Origin of the sequence: Stenotrophomonas cyclobalanopsidis (genome assembly GCF_008710035.1) — a bacterium.
In the GTDB taxonomy this organism is placed as follows: Bacteria; Pseudomonadota; Gammaproteobacteria; order Xanthomonadales; family Xanthomonadaceae; genus Stenotrophomonas; species Stenotrophomonas cyclobalanopsidis.
On sequence record NZ_VYKI01000024.1, the window covers coordinates 31,933 to 51,625 of the forward strand.

The 19,693-nt window shown below is 64.1% G+C and carries 20 protein-coding genes; 6 read left to right on the forward strand and 14 right to left on the reverse strand.

Going from position 1 to position 19,693, the window contains the following annotated elements; all coding sequences use genetic code 11:
• Positions 1-53 precede the first annotated feature (53 nt).
• Complete coding sequence (gene sugE, locus FJU31_RS15405) at positions 54-374, reverse strand: quaternary ammonium compound efflux SMR transporter SugE (protein WP_108770243.1); 321 nt, start codon at positions 372-374, stop codon at positions 54-56.
• A gap of 167 nt (positions 375-541) precedes the next feature.
• Entirely contained in the window at positions 542-1,336 is a 795-nt protein-coding gene (gene speD / locus FJU31_RS15410) for an adenosylmethionine decarboxylase (protein WP_006473908.1), read from the reverse strand.
• Between the two features lie 149 nt (positions 1,337-1,485).
• Here speD and crp point away from each other — a divergent pair, with 149 nt between their 5' ends.
• Complete coding sequence (gene crp, locus FJU31_RS15415; protein ID WP_079225401.1) at positions 1,486-2,175, forward strand: cAMP-activated global transcriptional regulator CRP; 690 nt, start codon at positions 1,486-1,488, stop codon at positions 2,173-2,175.
• Positions 2,176-2,269: 94 nt separating this feature from the next.
• The gene (locus FJU31_RS15420) at positions 2,270-3,031 is read left to right on the forward strand and encodes a sulfite exporter TauE/SafE family protein (RefSeq protein WP_150455522.1); all 762 of its coding nucleotides are present in this window, start codon (positions 2,270-2,272) and stop codon (positions 3,029-3,031) included.
• 93 nt (positions 3,032-3,124) lie between these two features.
• Here FJU31_RS15420 and FJU31_RS15425 read toward each other — a convergent pair whose 3' ends face one another.
• The 8 genes from FJU31_RS15425 to FJU31_RS15460 form a co-directional block, all read right to left on the reverse strand.
• Positions 3,125-3,841 carry a haloacid dehalogenase-like hydrolase gene (locus tag FJU31_RS15425; RefSeq protein WP_150455523.1) on the reverse strand — a complete coding sequence of 239 codons (717 nt, stop codon included), beginning with the start codon at positions 3,839-3,841 and terminating at the stop codon, positions 3,125-3,127.
• Positions 3,838-4,632: an indole-3-glycerol phosphate synthase TrpC gene (gene trpC, locus FJU31_RS15430; RefSeq protein WP_150455524.1), complete on the reverse strand. Its 795-nt coding sequence runs from the start codon at positions 4,630-4,632 to the stop codon at positions 3,838-3,840. The genes FJU31_RS15425 and trpC overlap by 4 nt, the downstream gene beginning before the upstream one ends.
• A gap of 74 nt (positions 4,633-4,706) precedes the next feature.
• On the reverse strand, positions 4,707-5,738 hold the full coding sequence (trpD, locus tag FJU31_RS15435; protein WP_150455525.1) for an anthranilate phosphoribosyltransferase: 1,032 nt from the start codon (positions 5,736-5,738) through the stop codon (positions 4,707-4,709).
• 16 nt (positions 5,739-5,754) lie between these two features.
• Positions 5,755-6,342 (reverse strand): anthranilate synthase component II, encoded by a 588-nt coding sequence (locus FJU31_RS15440; RefSeq protein ID WP_150455526.1) that lies wholly within the window; start codon positions 6,340-6,342, stop codon positions 5,755-5,757.
• 2 nt (positions 6,343-6,344) lie between these two features.
• Positions 6,345-7,115 (reverse strand): SIMPL domain-containing protein, encoded by a 771-nt coding sequence (locus FJU31_RS15445; protein WP_150455527.1) that lies wholly within the window; start codon positions 7,113-7,115, stop codon positions 6,345-6,347.
• 134 nt (positions 7,116-7,249) lie between these two features.
• Positions 7,250-8,746, reverse strand: a complete 1,497-nt coding sequence (locus FJU31_RS15450) for a P-loop ATPase, Sll1717 family (protein WP_150455528.1) — start codon at positions 8,744-8,746, stop codon at positions 7,250-7,252.
• 16 nt (positions 8,747-8,762) lie between these two features.
• The gene (trpE, locus tag FJU31_RS15455) at positions 8,763-10,253 is read right to left on the reverse strand and encodes an anthranilate synthase component I (protein WP_150455529.1); all 1,491 of its coding nucleotides are present in this window, start codon (positions 10,251-10,253) and stop codon (positions 8,763-8,765) included.
• Between the two features lie 158 nt (positions 10,254-10,411).
• Positions 10,412-12,793, reverse strand: coding sequence for a Tle-like phospholipase domain-containing protein (locus tag FJU31_RS15460; RefSeq protein ID WP_246161372.1), 2,382 nt, complete (start codon positions 12,791-12,793; stop codon positions 10,412-10,414).
• 103 nt (positions 12,794-12,896) lie between these two features.
• On the opposite strand from FJU31_RS15460, the gene FJU31_RS15465 reads away from it, so the two are divergent.
• The 3 genes from FJU31_RS15465 to FJU31_RS15475 are packed head-to-tail and all read left to right on the forward strand — an operon-like array spanning position 12,897 to position 15,522.
• On the forward strand, positions 12,897-13,778 hold the full coding sequence (locus tag FJU31_RS15465) for an ankyrin repeat domain-containing protein (RefSeq protein WP_246161374.1): 882 nt from the start codon (positions 12,897-12,899) through the stop codon (positions 13,776-13,778).
• Positions 13,779-13,789: 11 nt separating this feature from the next.
• Complete coding sequence (locus FJU31_RS15470) at positions 13,790-14,647, forward strand: ankyrin repeat domain-containing protein (RefSeq protein WP_150455531.1); 858 nt, start codon at positions 13,790-13,792, stop codon at positions 14,645-14,647.
• Between the two features lie 11 nt (positions 14,648-14,658).
• The gene (locus FJU31_RS15475) at positions 14,659-15,522 is read left to right on the forward strand and encodes an ankyrin repeat domain-containing protein (protein WP_150455532.1); all 864 of its coding nucleotides are present in this window, start codon (positions 14,659-14,661) and stop codon (positions 15,520-15,522) included.
• 8 nt (positions 15,523-15,530) lie between these two features.
• Here the strand turns inward: FJU31_RS15475 and yegS are convergent, their stop codons facing one another.
• The 4 genes from yegS to FJU31_RS15495 form a co-directional block, all read right to left on the reverse strand.
• Positions 15,531-16,463 carry a lipid kinase YegS gene (gene yegS / locus FJU31_RS15480; RefSeq protein ID WP_150455533.1) on the reverse strand — a complete coding sequence of 311 codons (933 nt, stop codon included), beginning with the start codon at positions 16,461-16,463 and terminating at the stop codon, positions 15,531-15,533.
• A 215-nt stretch (positions 16,464-16,678) separates the two neighbouring features.
• Positions 16,679-17,161 (reverse strand): GNAT family N-acetyltransferase, encoded by a 483-nt coding sequence (locus tag FJU31_RS15485; RefSeq protein ID WP_150455534.1) that lies wholly within the window; start codon positions 17,159-17,161, stop codon positions 16,679-16,681.
• Between the two features lie 57 nt (positions 17,162-17,218).
• Entirely contained in the window at positions 17,219-17,893 is a 675-nt protein-coding gene (rpe, locus tag FJU31_RS15490) for a ribulose-phosphate 3-epimerase (protein ID WP_150455535.1), read from the reverse strand.
• Between the two features lie 30 nt (positions 17,894-17,923).
• Entirely contained in the window at positions 17,924-18,253 is a 330-nt protein-coding gene (locus FJU31_RS15495; protein WP_079223907.1) for a J domain-containing protein, read from the reverse strand.
• A gap of 141 nt (positions 18,254-18,394) precedes the next feature.
• Here FJU31_RS15495 and FJU31_RS15500 point away from each other — a divergent pair, with 141 nt between their 5' ends.
• Entirely contained in the window at positions 18,395-19,321 is a 927-nt protein-coding gene (locus tag FJU31_RS15500) for a phosphoribosylaminoimidazolesuccinocarboxamide synthase (protein ID WP_079223909.1), read from the forward strand.
• Positions 19,322-19,693 lie beyond the last annotated feature (372 nt).

Below are 19,693 nucleotides of genomic sequence, written 5' to 3' on the forward strand. Positions count from 1 at the left end.
CGCCGGGCACGGCCCGGCCCTACCGGACGGTAGAGTCGAGCTTGCTCGACTGCTTAATTGGGCGAGACCAGCTTCAGGCCGATCACGCCGGCCACGATCAGGCCCACGCAGGCCAGGCGCGCCGGCGAGGCGCTGTCGTTGAACAGGAAGATGCCCAGCACCGCCACGCCCATGGCGCCGATACCGGTCCAGATGGCGTAGGCCGTGCCGACCGGAATGGACTTCATCGCCTGGCTCATCAGGAACAGGCTGATCAGCGCCGCGACCACGGTGGCGACGGTGGGCAGCGGCTTGCTGAAGCCTTCGGAGTACTTCATTCCGAGCGCGAAGCCGATTTCGAACAGGCCGGCCAGCAGCAGGTAGATCCAGGGCATGAGTGGGGGCTCCTCACCTTGTTGAAGAAAAACAAAACGGCCCGGTGTTTTCACACCGGGCCGTGGGTCGGTACATCACCGTGGAACTGGAAACTGCGCTAAAACCGCGTTCCACGGGGCGGGTCGTCCCGCCTGGGTGGCGATGCCGGGGGCATCGCGCAAGGGTCTTATTCGGACAGGTTGCGGCCGTGGAACAGCTCTTCGATCTCGCGCTTGAGCAGCGCTTCGATCTTCATGCGTTCCTTGAACGACAGGTTCTTGGCCTTTTCCTCGAACAGGTACTGGTCCAGGTCGAAGTCCTTCAGGTGCATCTTCGTGTGGAAGATGTTTTCCTGGTAGACATTGACGTCGAACATCTCGTAACGCGACTTGATGTTCTTGGCCAGGAAGTTCTGGATCGAGTTGATCTTGTGATCGATGTAGTGCTTCTTGCCCTTCACATCGCGAGTGAAGCCACGGACGCGGTAGTCCATGATCACGATGTCCGATTCCAGGCTCTCGATCAGGTAGTTCAGGGCCTTCAGCGGCGAAATGACGCCACAGGTGGCCACGTCGATGTCAGCGCGGAACGTCGCGATACCTTCCTGCGGATGGGTCTCCGGGTAGGTGTGGACAGTGATGTGGCTCTTGTCCATGTGCGCGACCACGGCATCGGAGATCAGCTCCTTGCCGGCCTGCTTCTTGTCGATCACCGGCTCTTCGGAGATCAGGATCGTCACCGAGGCACCCTGCGGATCGTAGTCCTGGCGGGCCACGTTCAGGATGTTCGCGCCGATGATCTCGGCGACATCGGTCAAGATTTGAGTCAGCCTGTCGGCGTTGTACTCTTCATCGATGTATTCAATGTAACGCTGACGCTCCTCTTCGGTGCGCGCGTAACACACGTCATAGATGTTGAAGCTCAGCGCCTTGGTGAGGTTGTTGAAACCCTGCAGCCTCAGGCGAGGCAACGGCTTGACCACGGCGGTCGATTCCTGTGTAAGAAGGGAAAGGGGGAATTATGGGGCAAAGTGTCCCCGGGGGGAACGTGAAGAGGTCACGACTCTGGCACACTATTTGCCCTTAACAGGTGCGCTGGTTAAGCTCCGCCATCGAACCTGTGAATCCGTTCATGCGCAGAGGGAGCGCCCCTATCGTGTCAACCGTGCGCCTAGCTAGCAGCCCATTGGCCTTGGACATCGCCACAATCGACCGCTTTCTGGCTCACAGCCACAGGCGGCGGTACCCCACCCGGACTGACGTCTTCCGCCCAGGAGACCCGGCGGGGACCCTGTACTACGTCATCAGCGGCTCGGTTTCGATCATGGCCGAGGAAGATGACGATCGCGAGCTGGTGCTGGGCTATTTCGGCGCAGGCGAGTTCGTCGGTGAGATGGGCCTGTTCGTGGAGTCGGACCGCCGCGAGGTGATCCTGCGCACGCGCACCGCCTGTGAGCTGGCTGAGATCAGCTACGAGCGCCTGCACCAGCTGTTCCTGGGCCCGCTCTCGGCCGACGCGCCGCGCCTGCTGTACGCGCTGGGCCAGCAGATCTCCAAGCGCCTGCTCGATACCAGCCGCAAGGCCAGCCGCCTGGCGTTCCTGGACGTGACCGACCGCATCGTGCGCACCCTGCACGATCTGGCCCAGGAGCCGGAATCGATGAGCCACCCGCAGGGCAGCCAGCTGCGCGTCTCGCGCCAGGAACTGGCGCGCCTGGTCGGCTGCTCGCGTGAAATGGCCGGCCGCGTGCTGAAGAAGCTGCAGACCGATGGCCTGCTGCATGCCCGCGGCAAGACCGTGGTGCTGTACGGCACCCGTTGATCGATGCGTGTCCGCCGGGCAACGCCCGGCGGCTCCGCGGACGTGCGACCTGCCATCGCACGCCCCGCACACGAGCATCCGCTAGGCTCGGTGCATGGAACTGAGCAGCGAATTCTGGTGGTTCATCCTCATCGGCCTCGGCGCACAGCTGGTCGATGGCGCGCTGGGCATGGCCTTCGGCCTGGTGTCATCGTCGGTGATGCTGGCGATGGGCATCCCGCCGGCGCAGGCCAGTGCGGCCATCCACACCGCCGAAGTGTTCACCACCGGCGCCTCGGGCGTGTCGCATCTGGTCGCCGGCAATGTCGATAAACGCCTGTTCTTCCGCCTCGCCATTCCCGGCGCGGTGGGCGGTGCGGTGGGCGCCTACGGGCTGACCCAGCTGCCCGGCGACGTGATCCGCCCGCTGATCTACCTCTACCTGCTGGTGCTGGCCATCCTCATCCTGGCCCGCGCTGCGGGGCAGCTGATGCCCAAGGGCGAGGTCAAGCGGGTGCCCGTGCTGGGCTTCGTGGCCGGCTTCCTTGATGCCAGCGGCGGCGGTGGCTGGGGTCCGGTGGCCACCTCCACCCTGCTCGCCCGGGGCGGCCAGGCACGCACCACCATCGGCACGGTGAACGCGTCCGAGTTCGTGGTGACCCTGACGGTGTCGGCCACCTTCCTGATGTCGATGGGCCTGCATCACCTGCAGATCGTGGCCGGCCTGCTGATCGGCGGCATGATGGCCGCGCCGGTGGCGGCGCTGCTGGTGAAGCGGCTGAAGGAGCGCTGGGTGCTGGTGGCGGTGGGCGTGCTGGTGCTGGCCATCAGCCTGTTCCAGATCGGCCATGCGCTGACCGGGTACCTGGGGCGCTGATTGATCGCCGGGCATGGCCCGGCGCTACCCCTACCCGCATCGGTAGCGCCGGGCCACGCCCGGCGAATCCATCACCGTGCGATGGGCTCAGCCTCAGGCCTTGTCGCCGCCGCGGTCCACGCAGCCCCAGTTGAGGATGCGGGTGCCGACCGGCAGCACGCTGCGGAAGAACGCGACCTTGCCCGGCTTCGGGTTCACCACCACCGGGGCCATGGCCGCCAGCAGCAGCGGCAGGTCGGCGGTGCTGTCCGAATAGGCGATGTCGATCTGCCCGTAGCCGCGTTCGCGCAGCATGCGCATCTTTTCTTCGTTGTGGCAGTGGCGGGTCGGGCCGACCCCGCCCAGGCGCGGGCCGACCTCGGTGCCGATCACCGGCACGTCCTGGTGGGCCACGAAGCCGAGGATGGCGCGCGCCAGCTCCGGCGGTGCGCCGGTGGCGACGACCACGCGGTCGCCCTTGGCCCGGTGCGCGGCGAACACTTCCAGCGCCTGCGGCAGCAGCTTGGCGCGCATCTGCGCCTCGTTGCGCAGCACGTAGGCGTCAATGACCTTGTTGAAGTCACGCGCCCGGTGCAGGCCGAAGCTGCCGATCCACACATAGACCGAAATGCCGGCGCGGCGAGTCGGCAGCATCGCCACCATCGGCCCGGCGATCGGCGTCACCAGCAGCGCGGCCAGCATGCGCAGGGGATTGCGCTTGATCAGCGAGGCGAACAGGTGGGTGCCCGAATCGCCGTCGTAGAGGGTGTGGTCGAAGTCGAAGACCACCAGCGGCGCATCCTCGCGCGGCGTTGGATAGTGCGTTGTCATGCCGCGAAGAATAGCTGACGCAGGCCCTCGCCCGGCTCTTCCACGCGCATGAAGGCCTCGCCGACCAGGAACGCATGGATGCCGGCGTCGCGCATCAGGGCCACGTCCTGCGGGCCGAGGATGCCGCTTTCGGTCACCAGCAGGCGGTCGCGCGGCACCGCTTTCTGCATGTCCAGGGTGGTCTGCAGCGAGACCTCGAAGGTGCGCAGGTTGCGGTTGTTGATGCCGATCATCGGCGCCGGCACCTGCAGCGCGCGCTCCAGTTCGTCGATGTCATGCACTTCCACCAGCACGTCCATGCCCAGCGACAGGGCCAGTTCGGACAGGGTGGCCAGCTGGGTGTCGTCCAGCGCGGCGACGATCAGCAAGATGCAGTCGGCGCCCAGCACGCGCGCCTCGTACACCTGGTAGGCGTCAATCACGAAGTCCTTGCGCAGCACCGGCAGCGTGCAGGCCTCGCGGGCCTGCTGCAGGTAAGCATCGGCGCCCTGGAAGAAATCGACGTCGGTCAGCACCGACAGACAGCTGGCGCCACCGAACTCGTAGCTGACGGCGATGTCGGCCGGGCGGAAGTCCGGGCGGATGACGCCCTTGGACGGGCTGGCCTTCTTCACCTCGGCGATGACCGCCGGGTCGCCGTTGGCCACGGCCGCCTGCAGGGCGCTCACGAAGCCACGGACCGGCGGGGCACTGGCCAGGGCGGCCTGCAGCGCCTCCAGCGGGCGCTGGGCGCGGCGCTGGGCCACTTCTTCGGCCTTGCGGGCCAGGATCGTCTGCAGGATGTCGCTCATCGTCGTCGGTTCAATGCGGGGGCGGTGAGGACGGCCATTATCGGCCATCGGGTGGGTCTGGCTGAACCGCGCGCTCAGGCAACCAGCGCGCGGGTGGTATCAACGTACTGCTGCAGGCGCTGGCGGGCGCTGCCGCTGGCGATGGCGGCGCGGGCGCGGGCCAGGCCGTCGCCGATGTCGCTGGCCACGCCGGCCACGTACAGGGCCGCGCCAGCGTTCAGGGCGACGATGTCCAGCGCCGGGCCCGGCGTGTTGTCCAGCACCGCGCGCAGCATCTGGATGGACTGCTCGGGGCTGTCCACGCGCAGGTTGCGGCTGGCCGACATGGCGATGCCGAAGTCTTCCGGGTGGATCTCGTACTCGCGCACCTTGCCGTCGCGCAGCTCGCCCACCAGGGTGCCGGCGCCCAGCGAGATCTCGTCCATGTTGTCGCGGCCCCAGACCACCATCGCGCGCTCGGTGCCCAGTTCGCGCAGCACGCGCGCCTGGATGCCCACCAGATCTGGATGGAACACGCCCATCAGCACCGCCGGTGCACTGGCCGGGTTGGTCAGCGGGCCGAGGATGTTGAAGATGGTGCGCACGCCCATCTCGCGGCGGACCGGCGCGACGACCTTCATCGAGGGGTGGTGGATCGGCGCGAACATGAAGCCGATGCCGGTCTGTTCGATGGCCGCTGCCACCTGGGCCGGCTGCAGTTCGATGGCCGCGCCCAGCGCTTCCACCGCATCGGCGCTGCCGGACTTGGACGACACGCTGCGGTTGCCGTGCTTGGCCACGCGCGCACCGGCAGCGGCGGCGACGAACATCGCGCAGGTCGAGATGTTGAAGGTGTGCGAGCCATCGCCCCCGGTGCCGACGATGTCGACGAGGTGGGTGGTATCGGCCACCGGCACCGCCAGCGCGAATTCGCGCATGACCGTGGCCGCCGCGGCAATCTCGTCGATGGTTTCCTTCTTCACCCGCAGGCCGGTGAGGATGGCGGCGGTCATCATCGGCGAGACATCGCCGCGCATGATCTGCCGCATCAGGTCGACCATTTCGTCGAAGAAGATTTCGCGGTGCTCGATGGTGCGTTGCAGGGCTTCCTGGGGGGAGAAGCTCATCGGAATGCTCCTTGGATCAGGCCGCCGGGCGCTGCAGGAAATTGCGCAGCAGGGCGTGGCCGTGTTCGGTGAGGATGGATTCGGGGTGGAACTGCACGCCTTCCACCGGGAACTGGCGATGGCGCAGGCCCATGATCTCTTCGATCGAGCCGTCCTTGTTCTCGGTCCAGGCGGTCACTTCCAGCGCGTCGGGCAGGCTGTGCTTGTCCACCACCAGCGAGTGGTAGCGGGTGGCCTGGTAACGGTCCGGCAGGCCGGCGAACACGCCCTTGCCTTCATGTCGGATGGGCGAGGTCTTGCCGTGCATGATGTTGCCGGCGCGGATGACCGTGCCGCCGTAGACCTGGCCGATGCCCTGGTGGCCCAGGCACACGCCGAGGATGGGCGTGGTCGGGCCGAGGCGCTGGATCAGCTCCAGCGACACGCCCGCTTCGTTGGGCGTGCACGGCCCGGGCGAGATGACGATGCGTTCGGGTTTCTGCGCGGCGATCTCGTCCACGCTCATCGCATCGTTGCGCACCACCTTGACCTCGGCGCCCAGCGTCTGCAGGTACTGCACGAGGTTGTAGGTGAAGCTGTCGTAGTTGTCGATCATCCACAACATGGTCAGGTTCCGTCGCTTATCAGGAAAATGGCGTACACGTTTTCGGTGTAGGTGATGGGGCCGGCTTCGACCGACTCGCGCAGGCGGGAGCCCGTGGCCTCGATGCTGTTCTGCGGCGCGGGCGGCGCGGGCGGGGTGATCATGTCGTCGGCGCGAGGCCAATTGCCAGCCTGCACGCCGTAGGCAAAGCTCGGCGCCACATCGGAAATGCTGTACAGGCCGCGCACGCTCGTTCCATAGGCCTTGGCCAGGCCCTGCGCGGACTCGCGGGTCTGGGCTGCCGCCTCGCCCTTGAGTTCGCGGCGCAGCGCCACTTCATCTGAGTAGGTCGGGGCCATGCTGCTGACCTGTACGTTTTCGTTGGCCTTCAGCGCGCCCAGCACGTCCTGCATCGCCTTCACGCTGGCGAAGCTGGCACGCAGCTGGCGCGACACGCGGGTGCCGATGAAGACCTGCCGGTTCTGCTCATAACGCGTCGCTGGGCCGATCCGCAGGTTGTCCGCACGCACGCTGCCCTCCACCGCCTTGTTCTGCTTGAACAGCGCCAGCACGCGGGCAACGTTGTCCTGCACGCGGCGGCGCGCCGCATCGGCATCCATGTCGGTCTCTTCAATGTTCAACTGCAGGCCGAACCGATCCGGCATCACCGTGCGGGTGCCCTGCCCCTTCACCAGCAGGTGCGGCTGCGAGGGAAGGGTGTTGGCCTGCGCCCATGCAGACGGGGCCATCGTGGCCAGCAGCGACGACCACAGCAATGCGCTCAGCAGCTTCATGCGGTACTCCTTGTCTAGGAAGGGAGCAAAGAGACGGCCGCACCATGGCGGCCGTCCAAGAATCCCACCCCTCATAGAGCGGCGGGCCGAGTCTTTCGCTGAGCGAAAACTACGCTATCAAATTTTCATCAGAATTAATCTTCGTCATCATTCGATCCCGCCATTTCAAAGGCGGCCCCTCGCGTCACATCCAAGCCAAAACTGAAGAAGAATGGAATAGTCCACATGTCAACGCCAGAACGCGTTCGCTTGTACATGAATCCAATTCGAAGCAACTGACTCAACACATTCGCCCAATCCTTTCCGAGGAGAGCCGCGAGAGTTGCCTCATTGTGATCCGCCTTCCCGCCTCTGAACTTTTCGATTGCACTCCGCAGATCAGGATACTCTGCATAGATCCGCGTCTCGAGATTGTCCTTGGATATTTTTCTTACAGATTTCCTGATCGAGTCCTCATAGAGCAATGGACCATCCATTGAGGGAGATGGCTCTCTATTAAAATCTTCCAATTGATAAGTACGTGCCGCATCAACCGCATTAATTAGATCGCGAGGAGTCGCCACTCGATTACCATCTCGAAGCCGATCCACAATCCAGTCTATTGCGTCAGCAGCACGACCCTTATCGATCTTCTCGGGGAAGAGCCTATAGAATACAAGCTCTCTATTACGCTGCGACTGGACAAAATTTGCATCAGCTTGAGCAAATTCAGCCACCGTCCTATTTTCCACCAACCTGCGTACAAGCAAGTGCAAAAGATCTTGAACTTCCCACTTAATCGGACCGGCCGTTTTACTGCGAACATGGGTCAATGCAGGAAAGCCCCCCATAGAGGTTACCCGATCAAAGACATCGTCTCGCAGGAAGATTTTTACCTTGAGATTTTGCCAATCACTCAAATCTCTGTAGGCAAGCAAAAGCCCCCGAAGCACAGCATTTTCTCTCGCCTCATCACCAAGCACGATTTCATCAAGCCGATCAAGAACGAGCCATACCCGCCTGTTTACAGAAGCAACGAGATCGTTGATAGAACTTATAATATCGTTAAATGGAATGGCAGCCGCACTCCCTCCTGCCACCAAAAGATTGTGATCGAACTCAAACGAAACTCCGGAAGTCCATTTGAGATCCACGTTCTTTAGCGCACGAGCCTTCGCAACAGCAAAAGCAAAAGCTTGCTTCAGTCCACTGCCATCATCGAGGACAATTCCATACTTTGATATCGACTTTTGGACAGCGGCTTTTTGGTCTGATTCAGGAATTAGTTCTCTGCAATTTCGCCAAAATTGCGCGAGCAAGTAGAGACGCCATGCGACCCGCAGCTCATCATCATCGGGAAAATCCTCTTTCCTAATAGCTGCTAGAACGTCTCGAAACTCGGGATCTCCAGCAGGATTGGTGACCAGCCCAAATTTAACGTCTTTAATTTTCTCGTATCGCTGTTGATTACCGGTGACCTCCTTCCAGAGTGAGGACTTTCCGGCGCCCTTGGCCCCCAACACCACATCCTTTCGATCTGTTACCAGCTCAAATAGAATCGGGTGGCTAATGAAACATTGGTAAAGGAGCCGATCATGCTCGGCCACGCTTGCCCCAAGATCCATTGCTGCTAATACTTGTTCCTTCGACATCCATTAACCTCCTCTGTTAAAGACCCTTGGCAGCCTGGGCGACGGCGCGGAACAGCGCGCGGCCCTTGTTCATCGTCTCGTCCCATTCCTTGTCCGGGTCCGAGTCGTAGACGATGCCGGCGCCGGCCTGCACGTACAGGCGGCCGTCCTTGATGACGGCGGTGCGGATGGCGATGGCGGTATCGGCATCGCCGTGCCAGCCGATGTAGCCGATGCTGCCGGCGTACACATTGCGCTTGATCGGTTCCAGCTCGCGGATCACTTCCAGCGCGCGGATCTTCGGCGCACCGCTGACCGTGCCGGCCGGGAACGTGGCGCGCAGCACGTCGGCGTAGCTCAGGCCCGGCTGCAGCTGCCCGGTCACTTCGCTAACGATGTGCATGACGTGGCTGTAGCGCTCGATCACGAACTGCTCGCCCACTTCCACGGTGCCGGCCTTGGACACGCGGCCGGCATCGTTGCGGCCGAGGTCGATCAGCATCAGGTGCTCGGCGCGTTCCTTGGGATCGGCCAGCAGCTCGGCTTCCAGCGCCTGGTCCAGCTCCGGCGTCGCACCGCGCGGGCGGGTACCGGCAATCGGGCGCACGGTCACTTTGCCCACGCCGTCATCAGTATGTTGCAGGCGCACCAGGATTTCCGGCGACGAACCGACCACCTGCAGGTCGCCGACATCGAGGAAATACATGTACGGCGAGGGGTTCAGTGCACGCAGCGCGCGGTACACATCCACCGGGCGCGCCTTGAACGGCACGCTCAGGCGCTGGCTCAGCACCACCTGGAAGATGTCGCCGGCGCGGATGTATTCCTTGCTGCGCTGGACCGCATCGACGAAACCTTCGCGGGTGAAACCGGAGATGAAATCGGATTCGTCCAGCACGTCGCTGGTCAGCGCCGCGGGATAGCCCGCACCCGGCGCACGCAACTTGGCGGTCAGGGCATCCAGGCGGGCCTGGGCCTGGTCGAACGCACCGTCGACGCGCGGGTCGGCATGCACGATCAGGTACAGGCGGCCCTTAAGGTTGTCGAACACCGCCAGCTCGTTGGAATCCAGCAGCAGGATGTCCGGCGTGCCCAGCTCGTCGCGGCCGGCCGGCGGGGCCAGGCGCGGCTCGATGTAGCCGATGCACTCGAAGCCGAACCAGCCGACCAGGCCACCAGTGAAGCCCGGCAGGCCGTCCAGCTTCGGCACCGAGTGGGCGCTGCGCAGCGCCTCGACCTCGGCGAAGGGATCGGCCACTTCGCGGGTTTCCACCACCTGGCCGTCTTCACGCACGGTCAGGGTGTGGCCGTGGAAGGCGTACACGCGACGTGCCGGCAGGCCGATGATCGAGTAACGACCAAAGCGCTCGCCGCCTTCGACGGATTCAAACAGGTAGGTATTGGGGCCGTCGGCGAGCTTCAGATAGACCGAAAGCGGCGTGTCCAGGTCGGACAGCACTTCACGGACGACGGGGATATGGGTGTGGCCTTCAGCGGCCTGCTGCTGAAACTGAGCGAGCGAATTCAAGACGACTTTCCTTCCGGGACACAGCGTTATGGGGGCGGACGACGGCAACGGGCCACCATCGCCACCAACGGCGTGCGGAAGAAAGGGTATGCGGGGTCGTCAGGCTGGACACCCGATGACTGTAGCGCAGCTTCGCCGGGAGGGAAACCCCGCCCTCGCTACCCCATGCGTCGCGCCTGCTCCTGCGACTCCTGCACCTGCTGCTGGGCCAACCCGGCGTCCAAGGCGGCAGCGCGGCCGGCGTTGAGGGCGTCGATCTGGGCGGTGCTCACGGCCAGCGGCTGGGCCAAGCCCTGGGCCACCTCGACATGGGCATGGCGGCGCTGCGGGGCGTTGAGGTCGGCGGTGTCGACGGCAAAGGCGCGTGCGCGGTCGTCGCTGAGGACCACGTGGGAGATGGTCTCCAGCCCTTCCCGCTTGGCCTGGGCCGCCAGTGCGCCGGCAAGCTGGTCGCTCTGCAGGTCGGGCACGCGGTTGTGGGCGCGGTCCAGGGCGTGGACGCCGGCCTGGGCGCCGAGGAACAGGGGGTTGCCGGCGTGGGCAGGATGATCGATGCCGATCGCCGGTTTCCCGGGCTCCGTGGTGCGGCCGGCCTGCCGGCCATCAGCGGCAGGCGCGATGCTCGGCTGCTGCTCGATCAGCGTGCGCGCGGCGGCTTCCTGCTTGATCAGCGCGGCGTCCAGGCTGGGAATGACGGTCGGGTCCATGCCATGGCGGGCCGTCGCCTCGCTGAAAGCCGCCCCGATGCCGCGAACCACGCGTGCGGACTGATCCAGGTTGTGCAGTCTTACGACGTCCTGCGGCAAATTGCCGCTGGGCAGGTGCGTCGCGGCCGCTTTCCCGATGCCCGCGGTTGCACCGCCCACGGTGGCCAGCGTAACCGGCGCGGTGGCCGTGATGCCTTTCACGTGGGACGCCATGAAGTCATAGCCGCGATCCACATGCGCGCCCGCAGTGGCAAACCCGTTCTGCAGCTTGCCCGCCACCCACTGCCCATCGTGGTTGATGGCGGCGGCCACGCGCTCGCCCTTCGCACGGACGCCCTCGGCATCGGCATGGGCCTGGGTTTTCGCGTGCTGGGCATGTTGCTCACCCTGGTCGCGAACGGTCGCGGCCTGCCTGGTCAGCTTGTCGGCCACCTTGTCCATGCCGATGTGGCCAGCCACCCACGACAGTGCCGACAGGCCACCGGCACCGGCCTGCGAGTGCACCCGGTGTGCGGTGGCTTCGATGCTGCCGGTCAGTTCGCGCCCCGAAGCGATCACCGTGCTGGCCGCGCGCGTGCTCACCTGCAGATTGACCGAGCCCATGTTCACCACCTGACCGATGGCCATGCCTTCGGTTTTCAGCACGTGCTCGACGCCATCGCCGGTTCTGTCCAGTACATGGGCTACGGCGGCGCCTGCTTTCTCAACCTGCTCACCCGCCCGACGGCCGATGTGCATGCCGGCGGCTGTGGAATGCAGCACGGTGGATATCGGGCCGGCGAGCTCCGCCACCTGGCTGGGTGCCGCAGCATGCGGACGGTCAACCAGCACGCCCTGCGCATCGCGCGTCTTTGCCTCAAGCAGCAGCTCGAGGCGCCCTGCCGCAAGCGGAATATCCCGCAGCGCCTGCTGACCCGGTTGCGTCGCGAGCTGTTCGATGAACTGTGCTGCAGAGGTCTGCGCACCCGGCGGCAGCATCTCGCGCAGCTTCTCGCCGACGACCTTCTGCATGACCGGGTCCTTCAGCACCATGCCCAGCTCGTTGGCCAGCAAGCCGTAGCCGCGGCGCTGCTGCTCGCTGAGCCGGTGCATGCCGTTCTGCACATCGTTCAGCACTTCACCGGTGGTCTGGTATGTGTGCACGGTCTGCCCGGTGTCGAAGGTCGGCAGACCGTTGTCCTTGGCGTAGCGCGATGCGGTTGCCGGATGCAGGCCAGCGGCATTGAAGGTGGTGGCGCGTGCGCCGGTGACGGCGGAAGCAGCGGAGGCCATGCCGCCGCCGAGAGAGTGGCCGGCTATTTCGAATCCGCCGGGGACGCGCGCGTTCATGGCGGCGGCAAGATCCATGGCGCGATCATAGTAGTCGCTGCGCATGCCAATGCCCTGCTGGCCATTGTTGAGGAAGTCCTCACTGCCGGACTCACGCTTTCCGTTGGGTGCCAGCGGGTCAAGAATCTCACCCATGGATCCCTTGTAGACAATTACCGGCTTGGCATCTTCGCCCAGAACGTGCCTGTCTGGCAGGTAGATTTCCGCCCGGAACCCCGAACGCGCTGGCTCCAACAGCTCCTTGAGGTCAGCGTCGGAGATATCAAACCCAGCCTTGCGAAGTGCAGCGGGATCGCTGCTTGCGCGCGTCCATCCCGCAGGAGGGGTCCCTTCGCGCTTCGCAGACTGATACACATCGGCAGCCAGTCCCGACATTTCGCGCGCGTGGTACGTCTCTTGTAGACGATCCGCTTCACTTCCATTTCCACTATCGCGCAACTGCTGGACAAGCATGTTCTGCTCACGGACTACGCGGGCACGCGCCTCATTGTCCTGATCACTCATGGCAAACTCCATTGCACTTTGAAATGCCGCTTATTCTGCGGTAGCTATGGATTACCAGAACCCTTTGCTACTGTCACGCCACGAGCGGACCAAAAGGAAAAAAATGAACGTCATTCTTCACAATATGACGACAAGATTCCTCGTAAGCGCGGCATGGATCACACTTTTCCTTGTAACGGGATGCTCTGCGACTACAGCGACATCTGCTCATGGCGCTGAAGGCTACTTCGAAGGCAAAGCTCTACAGCTGGCGATTGCTGCCGAAAGCGGCGACTCCAATGCCATACGTCACATCGTCAAAGAGGAAGGCGTCGATCCAGACAAGACGTTTTCATCGCGCGACGAAATCCCTCTGATCGCGTGGCCGCTGCGAGCCCGCAGCACCGAGGGACTGAAAGCCCTTCTTGATGTCGGTGCAGACCCCAACGCCCGCGAGTCGAAGGAGATGAACGGGCAGTTGATCAACTTCGACAACGCAATGGTCTACGCGGCGAAGATGGACGACCCACGCTATCTGGATCTTCTACTTAAACACGGCGGCAATCCCCGTACGCGCAACATCAACAATGAGACGCTTCTCTACCAAGCGTTCATCAGCGGAAATCAATGGAAGAACGTCCAGACACTGGTGGAGAACGGCGCAGATGTAAATGAATCCAATCGCCGCAGCTTGGGCGATGACACCGTCCTAAGCTGGTACACGCGGAGAGGTGGGTTCGACTATGCGTACTGGTTGCTGGAGCACGGTGCAGACCCCACCATCTCCCAACCTGTACAGGAGGGCTCGGGCAAGACTGCGCGTCAACTGATGGTCGAGGACATCTACTGGGAAATCACCACGCCCGACAACCTGCCCTGGCAGAAGAAGTGCCAGCAGTGGCTGGCTGACCGCAACATCCCTCGCCCTCCGATGCCCGAACACATCCGCAGGAAGCGCGAGGCCTTCAAGTTCCCGAGCAGGGAAGAAGACATTCCGCTTCTGTAAGGAGATCTGACATGGACTGTCATCCGCTTCGCCTTACCGCTTCAATCCTGCTCCTGGCCGCAGCGCTCGCTCTGCTTTCTGCGTGTTCGCCCCAGTCGAAAAATGGCGCTGACCAGTACTTCGCGGGCAATGCACTCGCATTGGCGATTGCAAGCGAGCAAGGGGACGGCGAGGCGATCACTCGTCTGATGAAGGACGAAGGCGTCGATCCCGACAAGGCCTTCGCGCGCGACGCCGGAATTCCTCTTGTTGCCTGGCCACTCCGGGCGAAGAATCTCGATGGGTTGCGCGCCCTCTTGGAAAACGGCGCAGATCCGAATGCACGCGCATACAAGACCGTGGATGGACGCAAGCTTGGTTACAACAATGCGATGGTCTACGCGGCAAAGATGGACGACCCTCGCTTCCTGGAGCTGCTCCTGAAGCACGGCGGAGATCCAAATACACGAAACTCGGCAAACGAGACGCTACTCCTTCAGGCATTCCTCAGCGGGAATCAGTGGAAGAACATCCAGGTACTGATTGAGAACGGGGCCAACATCAATGAATCAAGTCTGGACCTGGGCGATGACACGGTATTGAGCTGGTACACCACGCGAGGCGGTTTCGACTACGCATACTGGCTGCTGGAACATGGTGCTGATCCCGCGATTGCAAGGCCGAAAGGGTCAAGCCAACCCGGTCGACAGAAGATGGTCGAGGACATCTACTGGGAGATCACCACGCCCGCCAACCTGCCCTGGCAGAAGAAGTGTCAGCAGTGGCTGGCTGACCGCAACATCCCTCGCTCGCCAATGCCCGAACACATCCGCAGGAAGCGCGAGGCCTTCAAGTTCCCGAGCAGGGAAGAAGACATTCCGCTTCTGTAAGGAGATCTGACATGGATGTTCGCCTGCGACATCTCGTTCGGCTTGCCCTCCTGGCAACGGCTCTGATTCTTCTTTCGGCGTGCGCGCCGCAGTCAATGCACGGCGCAGAGGCTTACTTCGAAGGGAAAGCGCTCGAGTTGGCAGTCGCAAGCGAACAAGCGGATATCGAGGCGATTACTCGTCTGATGAAGGACGAAGGCGTCGATCCCGACAAGGCCTTCGCGCGCGACGCCGGAATTCCTCTTGTTGCCTGGCCACTCCGGGCGAAGAATCTCGATGGGTTGCGCGATCTCTTGGAAAACGGCGCAGATCCGAATGCACGCGCATACAAGACCGTGGATGGACGAAAGCTTGGTTACAACAATGCGATGGTCTACGCGGCCAAGATGGATGACCCCCGATTCCTCGAGCTTCTACTGAAGCACGGAGGCGATCCCAACACGCGCAACTCGGCCAATGAAACCCTGTTGTTTCAGGCGTTCATCAGCGGAAATCAGTGGAAGAATGTCCAGACACTGGTGGAAAACGGCGCAGATGTAAATGAATCCAATCGCCGCAGCTTGGGCGATGACACCGTCCTAAGCTGGTACACAGGGAGAGGGGGGTTCGACTATGCCTACTGGCTGCTGGAGCATGGTGCAGATCCCACCATCTCCCAACCTGTACAGGAGGGATCGGGCAAGACTGCGCGTCAACTGATGGTCGAAGACATCTATTGGGAAATCACCACGCCCGACAACCTGCCCTGGCAGAAGAAGTGCCAACAGTGGTTGGCTGACCGCAACATCCCGCGCCCGCCGATGCCCGAACACATCCGCAGGAAGCGCGAGGCCTTCAAGTTCCCGAGCAGGGAAGAAGACATCCCCCTGCTGTAGCCCGCGCCTCAGCGGGCGGAGAGCAGCTCGCAATCCGCCGGCAGGTGCATGCGCACCCGGCCCGCCACGCAGTCGATGCGGAAACGCTGCGCCTGCACCGGCTCGCCGTCCAGGTTCAACGTCAGTGCCTGCGGCGCGTCGATCTGCAGCCACGGCAGCTGTGCGCGGTTCGCCACGCGCTCCAATGCCGCCTCCTTGCCACCGGTCAGCATCTGGCCCAGGGTTGCGGCGACCTCGCCGTCCAGTTCGGGTACCACGGTGAGGTCCAGCAGGCCGTCATCGATCAGCGCCTGCGGGCACAGCTGCTGGCCACCGCCGGCCTGGCGGCCGTTGCCGATGCCCAGGGCGATGAACCCGCCTTCCCACTCGAAATCCGGGCCGGTCAGGCGCGCGGTGATCGGCTCGATGCGGCCCAGCTTGGCGATGCCGGTGATGACATAAGCCAGCCCGCCCAGCATCTTCTTCAAGCCTGCATCGGTTTCCACGGTCACCTGGGTACCGAAGCCGCCGCTGGCCAGGTTGGCGCACCACCAGCGTTTGCCATCGGCGTCCACGCGCAGCAGATCGATGGGCCGCGCCGAGGCTTGCGCGATCAGCGCGAACGCTTCTTCCGGATCCGTGGGGATGCCGGCCGACGTGGCGAAATCGTTGGCCGTGCCCATCGGCACCAGTGCCAGCGATGGCAGCGTGTCGGCAGGTTCTCCGCGATGGGCCAGGGTCTCGGCCACCGCGCTGAGCGTGCCATCACCGCCGGCGGCCACGATCACATCCACGCCCTGGTCAATGGCCTCGGCCACGTAGCGCTCGGCGTCGCCCTCCTCCCAGGTCACCCGCACTTCCAGCTGCACGCCCTGCCCGCGCCAGTGACCAACAGCCTCACGCAGCTCGTCGTTGCCCGCGGATTTACCGTTGAGTATCAGGCGCCAGCGCGGGGTGGTCATGCAGGTGCTTCCAGTAGGGGTGGCACAGGCTATCAATCGCGCGTTCGCGGCCAGTGAACGCCAGGCGGTAGATCCACACCATGCGTGGATGTCATGCAGATGTCATGGCCGGCCTGGAGAATGGGAGGCCATAGCAGGGAAGACGGATGGAGGCAGGATCAGCCTCCCACGAATGCAGCAGGGCCGCGCCAGTGTGTGGCGCGGTCTTTTTTTCTTCAGCCGTTGGCGAAGTCGTGCAGCGCCTGGCCCTGCAGCCGGTACACGGTCCACTCGTCCTGCGGCTTGGCGCCGGCGGCGGCGTAGAACTCGATGGCCGGGGTGTTCCAGTCCAGCACCGACCATTCGAAGCGACCGCAACCCTCGGCCACGGCCTGGCGCGCGATGTACTTCAGCAGCGCCTTGCCGGCGCCGCAGCCGCGCTTTTCCTGACTGACGTACAGGTCTTCCAGATAGATGCCCTTGCGGCCCAGCCAGGTGGAATAGTTGTAGAAATACACCGCATAGCCGATGGCCTCGCCGTCGGCTTCGCAGATCAGCGCGCGGGCGGTGGCATCGACGCCGAACAGGCTCTCGGCGATGCCGATCTCATCGGTCTGCACCGAATGCTCGGCCTTCTCGTAGATGGCCAGCTCGCGGATGAAATGCAGGATCAGGCCAGCATCGGCCACGGTGGCCGGGCGGATGTTCAACAGTGCCATGTGCGCAAAAGGGGACGGAGGGGATTATCGAGCTTAATCCCCTCCCTCCGCATTTTGTCAGCGGGCCGCAGCGACGTTCGCGCGCATCTGCGCGATCACGTCCTGGTAGCTGGTCTTGGCGTTGAAGATGGCCGAGCCGGCCACGAAGGTGTCGGCGCCGGCGGCGGCAATCGCGCCGATGTTGTCGGCCTTCACGCCACCGTCGATCTCCAGGCGGATGTCCTTGCCGCTGGCATCGATCTTCTGGCGAACCACGCGCAGCTTGTCCAGCGCCGAGGGAATGAAGGCCTGGCCGCCGAAGCCCGGGTTGACCGACATCAGCAGCACCAGGTCCAGGTCATCCAGCACCCAGTCCAGGATGTCTACCGGGGTGGCCGGGTTCAGCACCAGGCCCGGCTTGCAGCCCAGCGAGCGGATCAGCTGGATGGTGCGGTGCGGGTGGCGGCTGGCCTCCGGGTGGAAGCTGATGTAAGTGGCACCGGTCTCGGCGAAGTCCGGGATGATGCGGTCCACCGGCTCGACCATCAGGTGCACGTCGATCGGCGCGGTGACGCCATGCTTGCGCAGGGCTTGGCAGACCATCGGGCCGATGGTCAGGTTGGGCACGTAATGGTTGTCCATCACGTCGAAGTGGACCCAGTCCGCACCGGCGGCCAGGACGTTGTCCACTTCCTCGCCCAGGCGGGCGAAATCGGCGGACAGGATGGACGGAGCGATGAGGCAGTTGGACATGGCCGGGGCCTTGGAGACGAGGGAAAGGGGTCAGCGCTTGCGCAGCGTCTTGATGCGGTCGTAGGCGGCGTTGATCCGCCGCGACTTCTGCTCGGCCTGCTGCTGCAGCTCGGGGGCCGCGCCGCCGAGCTTGTCGGGGTGGTACTGGGAAATGAGCTTGCGGTAGGCCCGCTCGACCTCGGCATCGGTGGCCTCGGAGGTCAGCCCCAGCTCCCGGTACGGGTTTTCCTTGTTCAGGCGGAACCAGTCCGAGTCGAAGGCATGGCCGAGCAGCAGGCCGATGACCGCCCCGAACAGCGGATTGGGCCGGAACAGCAGGGCCCCGGCGATGAAACCGAGCAGTTTTCCGTACCAGCGCATGGCGCCCCAGGGTCGACCGGCGAAATGGACGCTCATTTTACGTCACAGCGGGCCCGGACCGCTTTACACTAGGCCGCCCGCTGGCCAGCGGGCCCGCCGGGTCCGTTGGGCAGCCGTATCGACAACGCCCCAGGAGTGCCCGTGCCAACCACGCTGTTGCAATCCGATCTCCCCGGCCTGCCCTTGCGCCATCGCGGCAAGGTGCGTGATGTGTTCGATATCCCGCGCGAGCGGCTGCCTGCAGGGACCCCGCCGGGCGACTACCTGCTGATGGTGGCCACCGATCGCCTGTCGGCGTTCGACGTGGTCCTGCCCGACCCGATCCCGGGCAAGGGCGAGATGCTCTGCCAGGTGTCCAACTTCTGGTTCGCCAAGACCGCGCACCTGATGCCCAACCACCTGACCGGCATCGACGTGGCCAGCGTGCTGCCCGAGGGCGTGGACCCGGCCCTGTACGCCAAGCGTGCGGTGGTCACCCGCAAGCTGAAGCCGGTGCCGGTGGAGGCGATCGCCCGCGGTTACCTGATCGGCAGCGGCTGGAAGGACTACCAGCGCACCGGCAAGGTCAGCGGCATCGACCTGCCCGATGGCCTGCGCCAGGCCGAGCAGCTGCCCGAGCCGATCTTCACCCCGTCCACCAAGGCCGCCGTGGGCGACCACGACGAGAACATCGATTTCGATGCGATGGTCAAGCAGGTGGGCGCGGACCTGGCCGAGCGCGTGCGCGATGCCACTCTGCGCATCTACAAGTTCGCGGCGGACTACGCCCGCGAGCGCGGCATCATCCTGGCCGATACCAAGTTCGAGTTCGGTACCGATGCCGATGGCCGCCTGTACATCATGGACGAGATGCTGACGCCGGATTCCTCGCGCTACTGGCCGGCCGACGAGTACGAAGTGGGCACCAGCCCGCCGAGCTACGACAAGCAGTTCGTGCGTGATTACCTGGAGACGCTGGACTGGGGCAAGACCGCCCCGGGCCCGGCCATCCCGGCCGAAATCATCGAGCGCACCCGCGCCAAGTACGCCGAGGCGCTGCAGCGCCTGGCCGGCATCAGCGTCGACTGATGACCTGCGCCCCCGGCCGGAAGGTCGGGGGCGTTCTGACGCTGGCAACCACCGGCCCGGTAGAGTCGACCGTTGGTCGACTGCTCTTCGTTCCGACCGCGCAAAGCCCGCGCTGCGCGCGATAGTCGACCAACGGTCGACCCTACCCTGCGGACGCCCCGCACCGTCCGGCCCGGCCGGATGAATTCGGGCGGGTGGGTAGAGTCGACCGTTGGTCGACTGCTCTTCGTTCCGACCGCGCAAAACCCGCGCTGCGCGCGATAGTCGACCAACGGTCGACCCTACCCTGCGGACGCCCCGCACCGTCCGGCCCGGCCGGATGAATTCGGGCGGGTGGGTAGAGTCGACCGTTGGTCGACTGCTCTTCGTTCC

Excerpts from the sequence above, each read along its gene's own strand:
- FJU31_RS15495 (WP_079223907.1), bottom strand. The coding sequence starts at position 18,253 with ATGCGCTGGTACGGAAAACTGCTCGGTTTCATCGCCGGGGCCCTGCTG.
- FJU31_RS15485 (WP_150455534.1), bottom strand. The coding sequence starts at position 17,161 with ATGGCACTGTTGAACATCCGCCCGGCCACCGTGGCCGATGCTGGCCTG.
- rpe (WP_150455535.1), bottom strand. The coding sequence starts at position 17,893 with ATGTCCAACTGCCTCATCGCTCCGTCCATCCTGTCCGCCGATTTCGCC.
- FJU31_RS15440 (WP_150455526.1), bottom strand. The coding sequence starts at position 6,342 with ATGTTGTGGATGATCGACAACTACGACAGCTTCACCTACAACCTCGTG.
- FJU31_RS15470 (WP_150455531.1), top strand. The coding sequence starts at position 13,790 with ATGGACTGTCATCCGCTTCGCCTTACCGCTTCAATCCTGCTCCTGGCC.
- FJU31_RS15450 (WP_150455528.1), bottom strand. The coding sequence starts at position 8,746 with ATGTCGAAGGAACAAGTATTAGCAGCAATGGATCTTGGGGCAAGCGTG.
- FJU31_RS15465 (WP_246161374.1), top strand. The coding sequence starts at position 12,897 with ATGAACGTCATTCTTCACAATATGACGACAAGATTCCTCGTAAGCGCG.
- FJU31_RS15460 (WP_246161372.1), bottom strand. The coding sequence starts at position 12,793 with ATGAGTGATCAGGACAATGAGGCGCGTGCCCGCGTAGTCCGTGAGCAG.
- FJU31_RS15425 (WP_150455523.1), bottom strand. The coding sequence starts at position 3,841 with ATGACAACGCACTATCCAACGCCGCGCGAGGATGCGCCGCTGGTGGTC.
- yegS (WP_150455533.1), bottom strand. The coding sequence starts at position 16,463 with ATGACCACCCCGCGCTGGCGCCTGATACTCAACGGTAAATCCGCGGGC.
- trpC (WP_150455524.1), bottom strand. The coding sequence starts at position 4,632 with ATGAGCGACATCCTGCAGACGATCCTGGCCCGCAAGGCCGAAGAAGTG.
- FJU31_RS15475 (WP_150455532.1), top strand. The coding sequence starts at position 14,659 with ATGGATGTTCGCCTGCGACATCTCGTTCGGCTTGCCCTCCTGGCAACG.
- FJU31_RS15445 (WP_150455527.1), bottom strand. The coding sequence starts at position 7,115 with ATGAAGCTGCTGAGCGCATTGCTGTGGTCGTCGCTGCTGGCCACGATG.
- sugE (WP_108770243.1), bottom strand. The coding sequence starts at position 374 with ATGCCCTGGATCTACCTGCTGCTGGCCGGCCTGTTCGAAATCGGCTTC.
- FJU31_RS15420 (WP_150455522.1), top strand. The coding sequence starts at position 2,270 with ATGGAACTGAGCAGCGAATTCTGGTGGTTCATCCTCATCGGCCTCGGC.
- trpD (WP_150455525.1), bottom strand. The coding sequence starts at position 5,738 with ATGAGCTTCTCCCCCCAGGAAGCCCTGCAACGCACCATCGAGCACCGC.
- crp (WP_079225401.1), top strand. The coding sequence starts at position 1,486 with ATGCGCAGAGGGAGCGCCCCTATCGTGTCAACCGTGCGCCTAGCTAGC.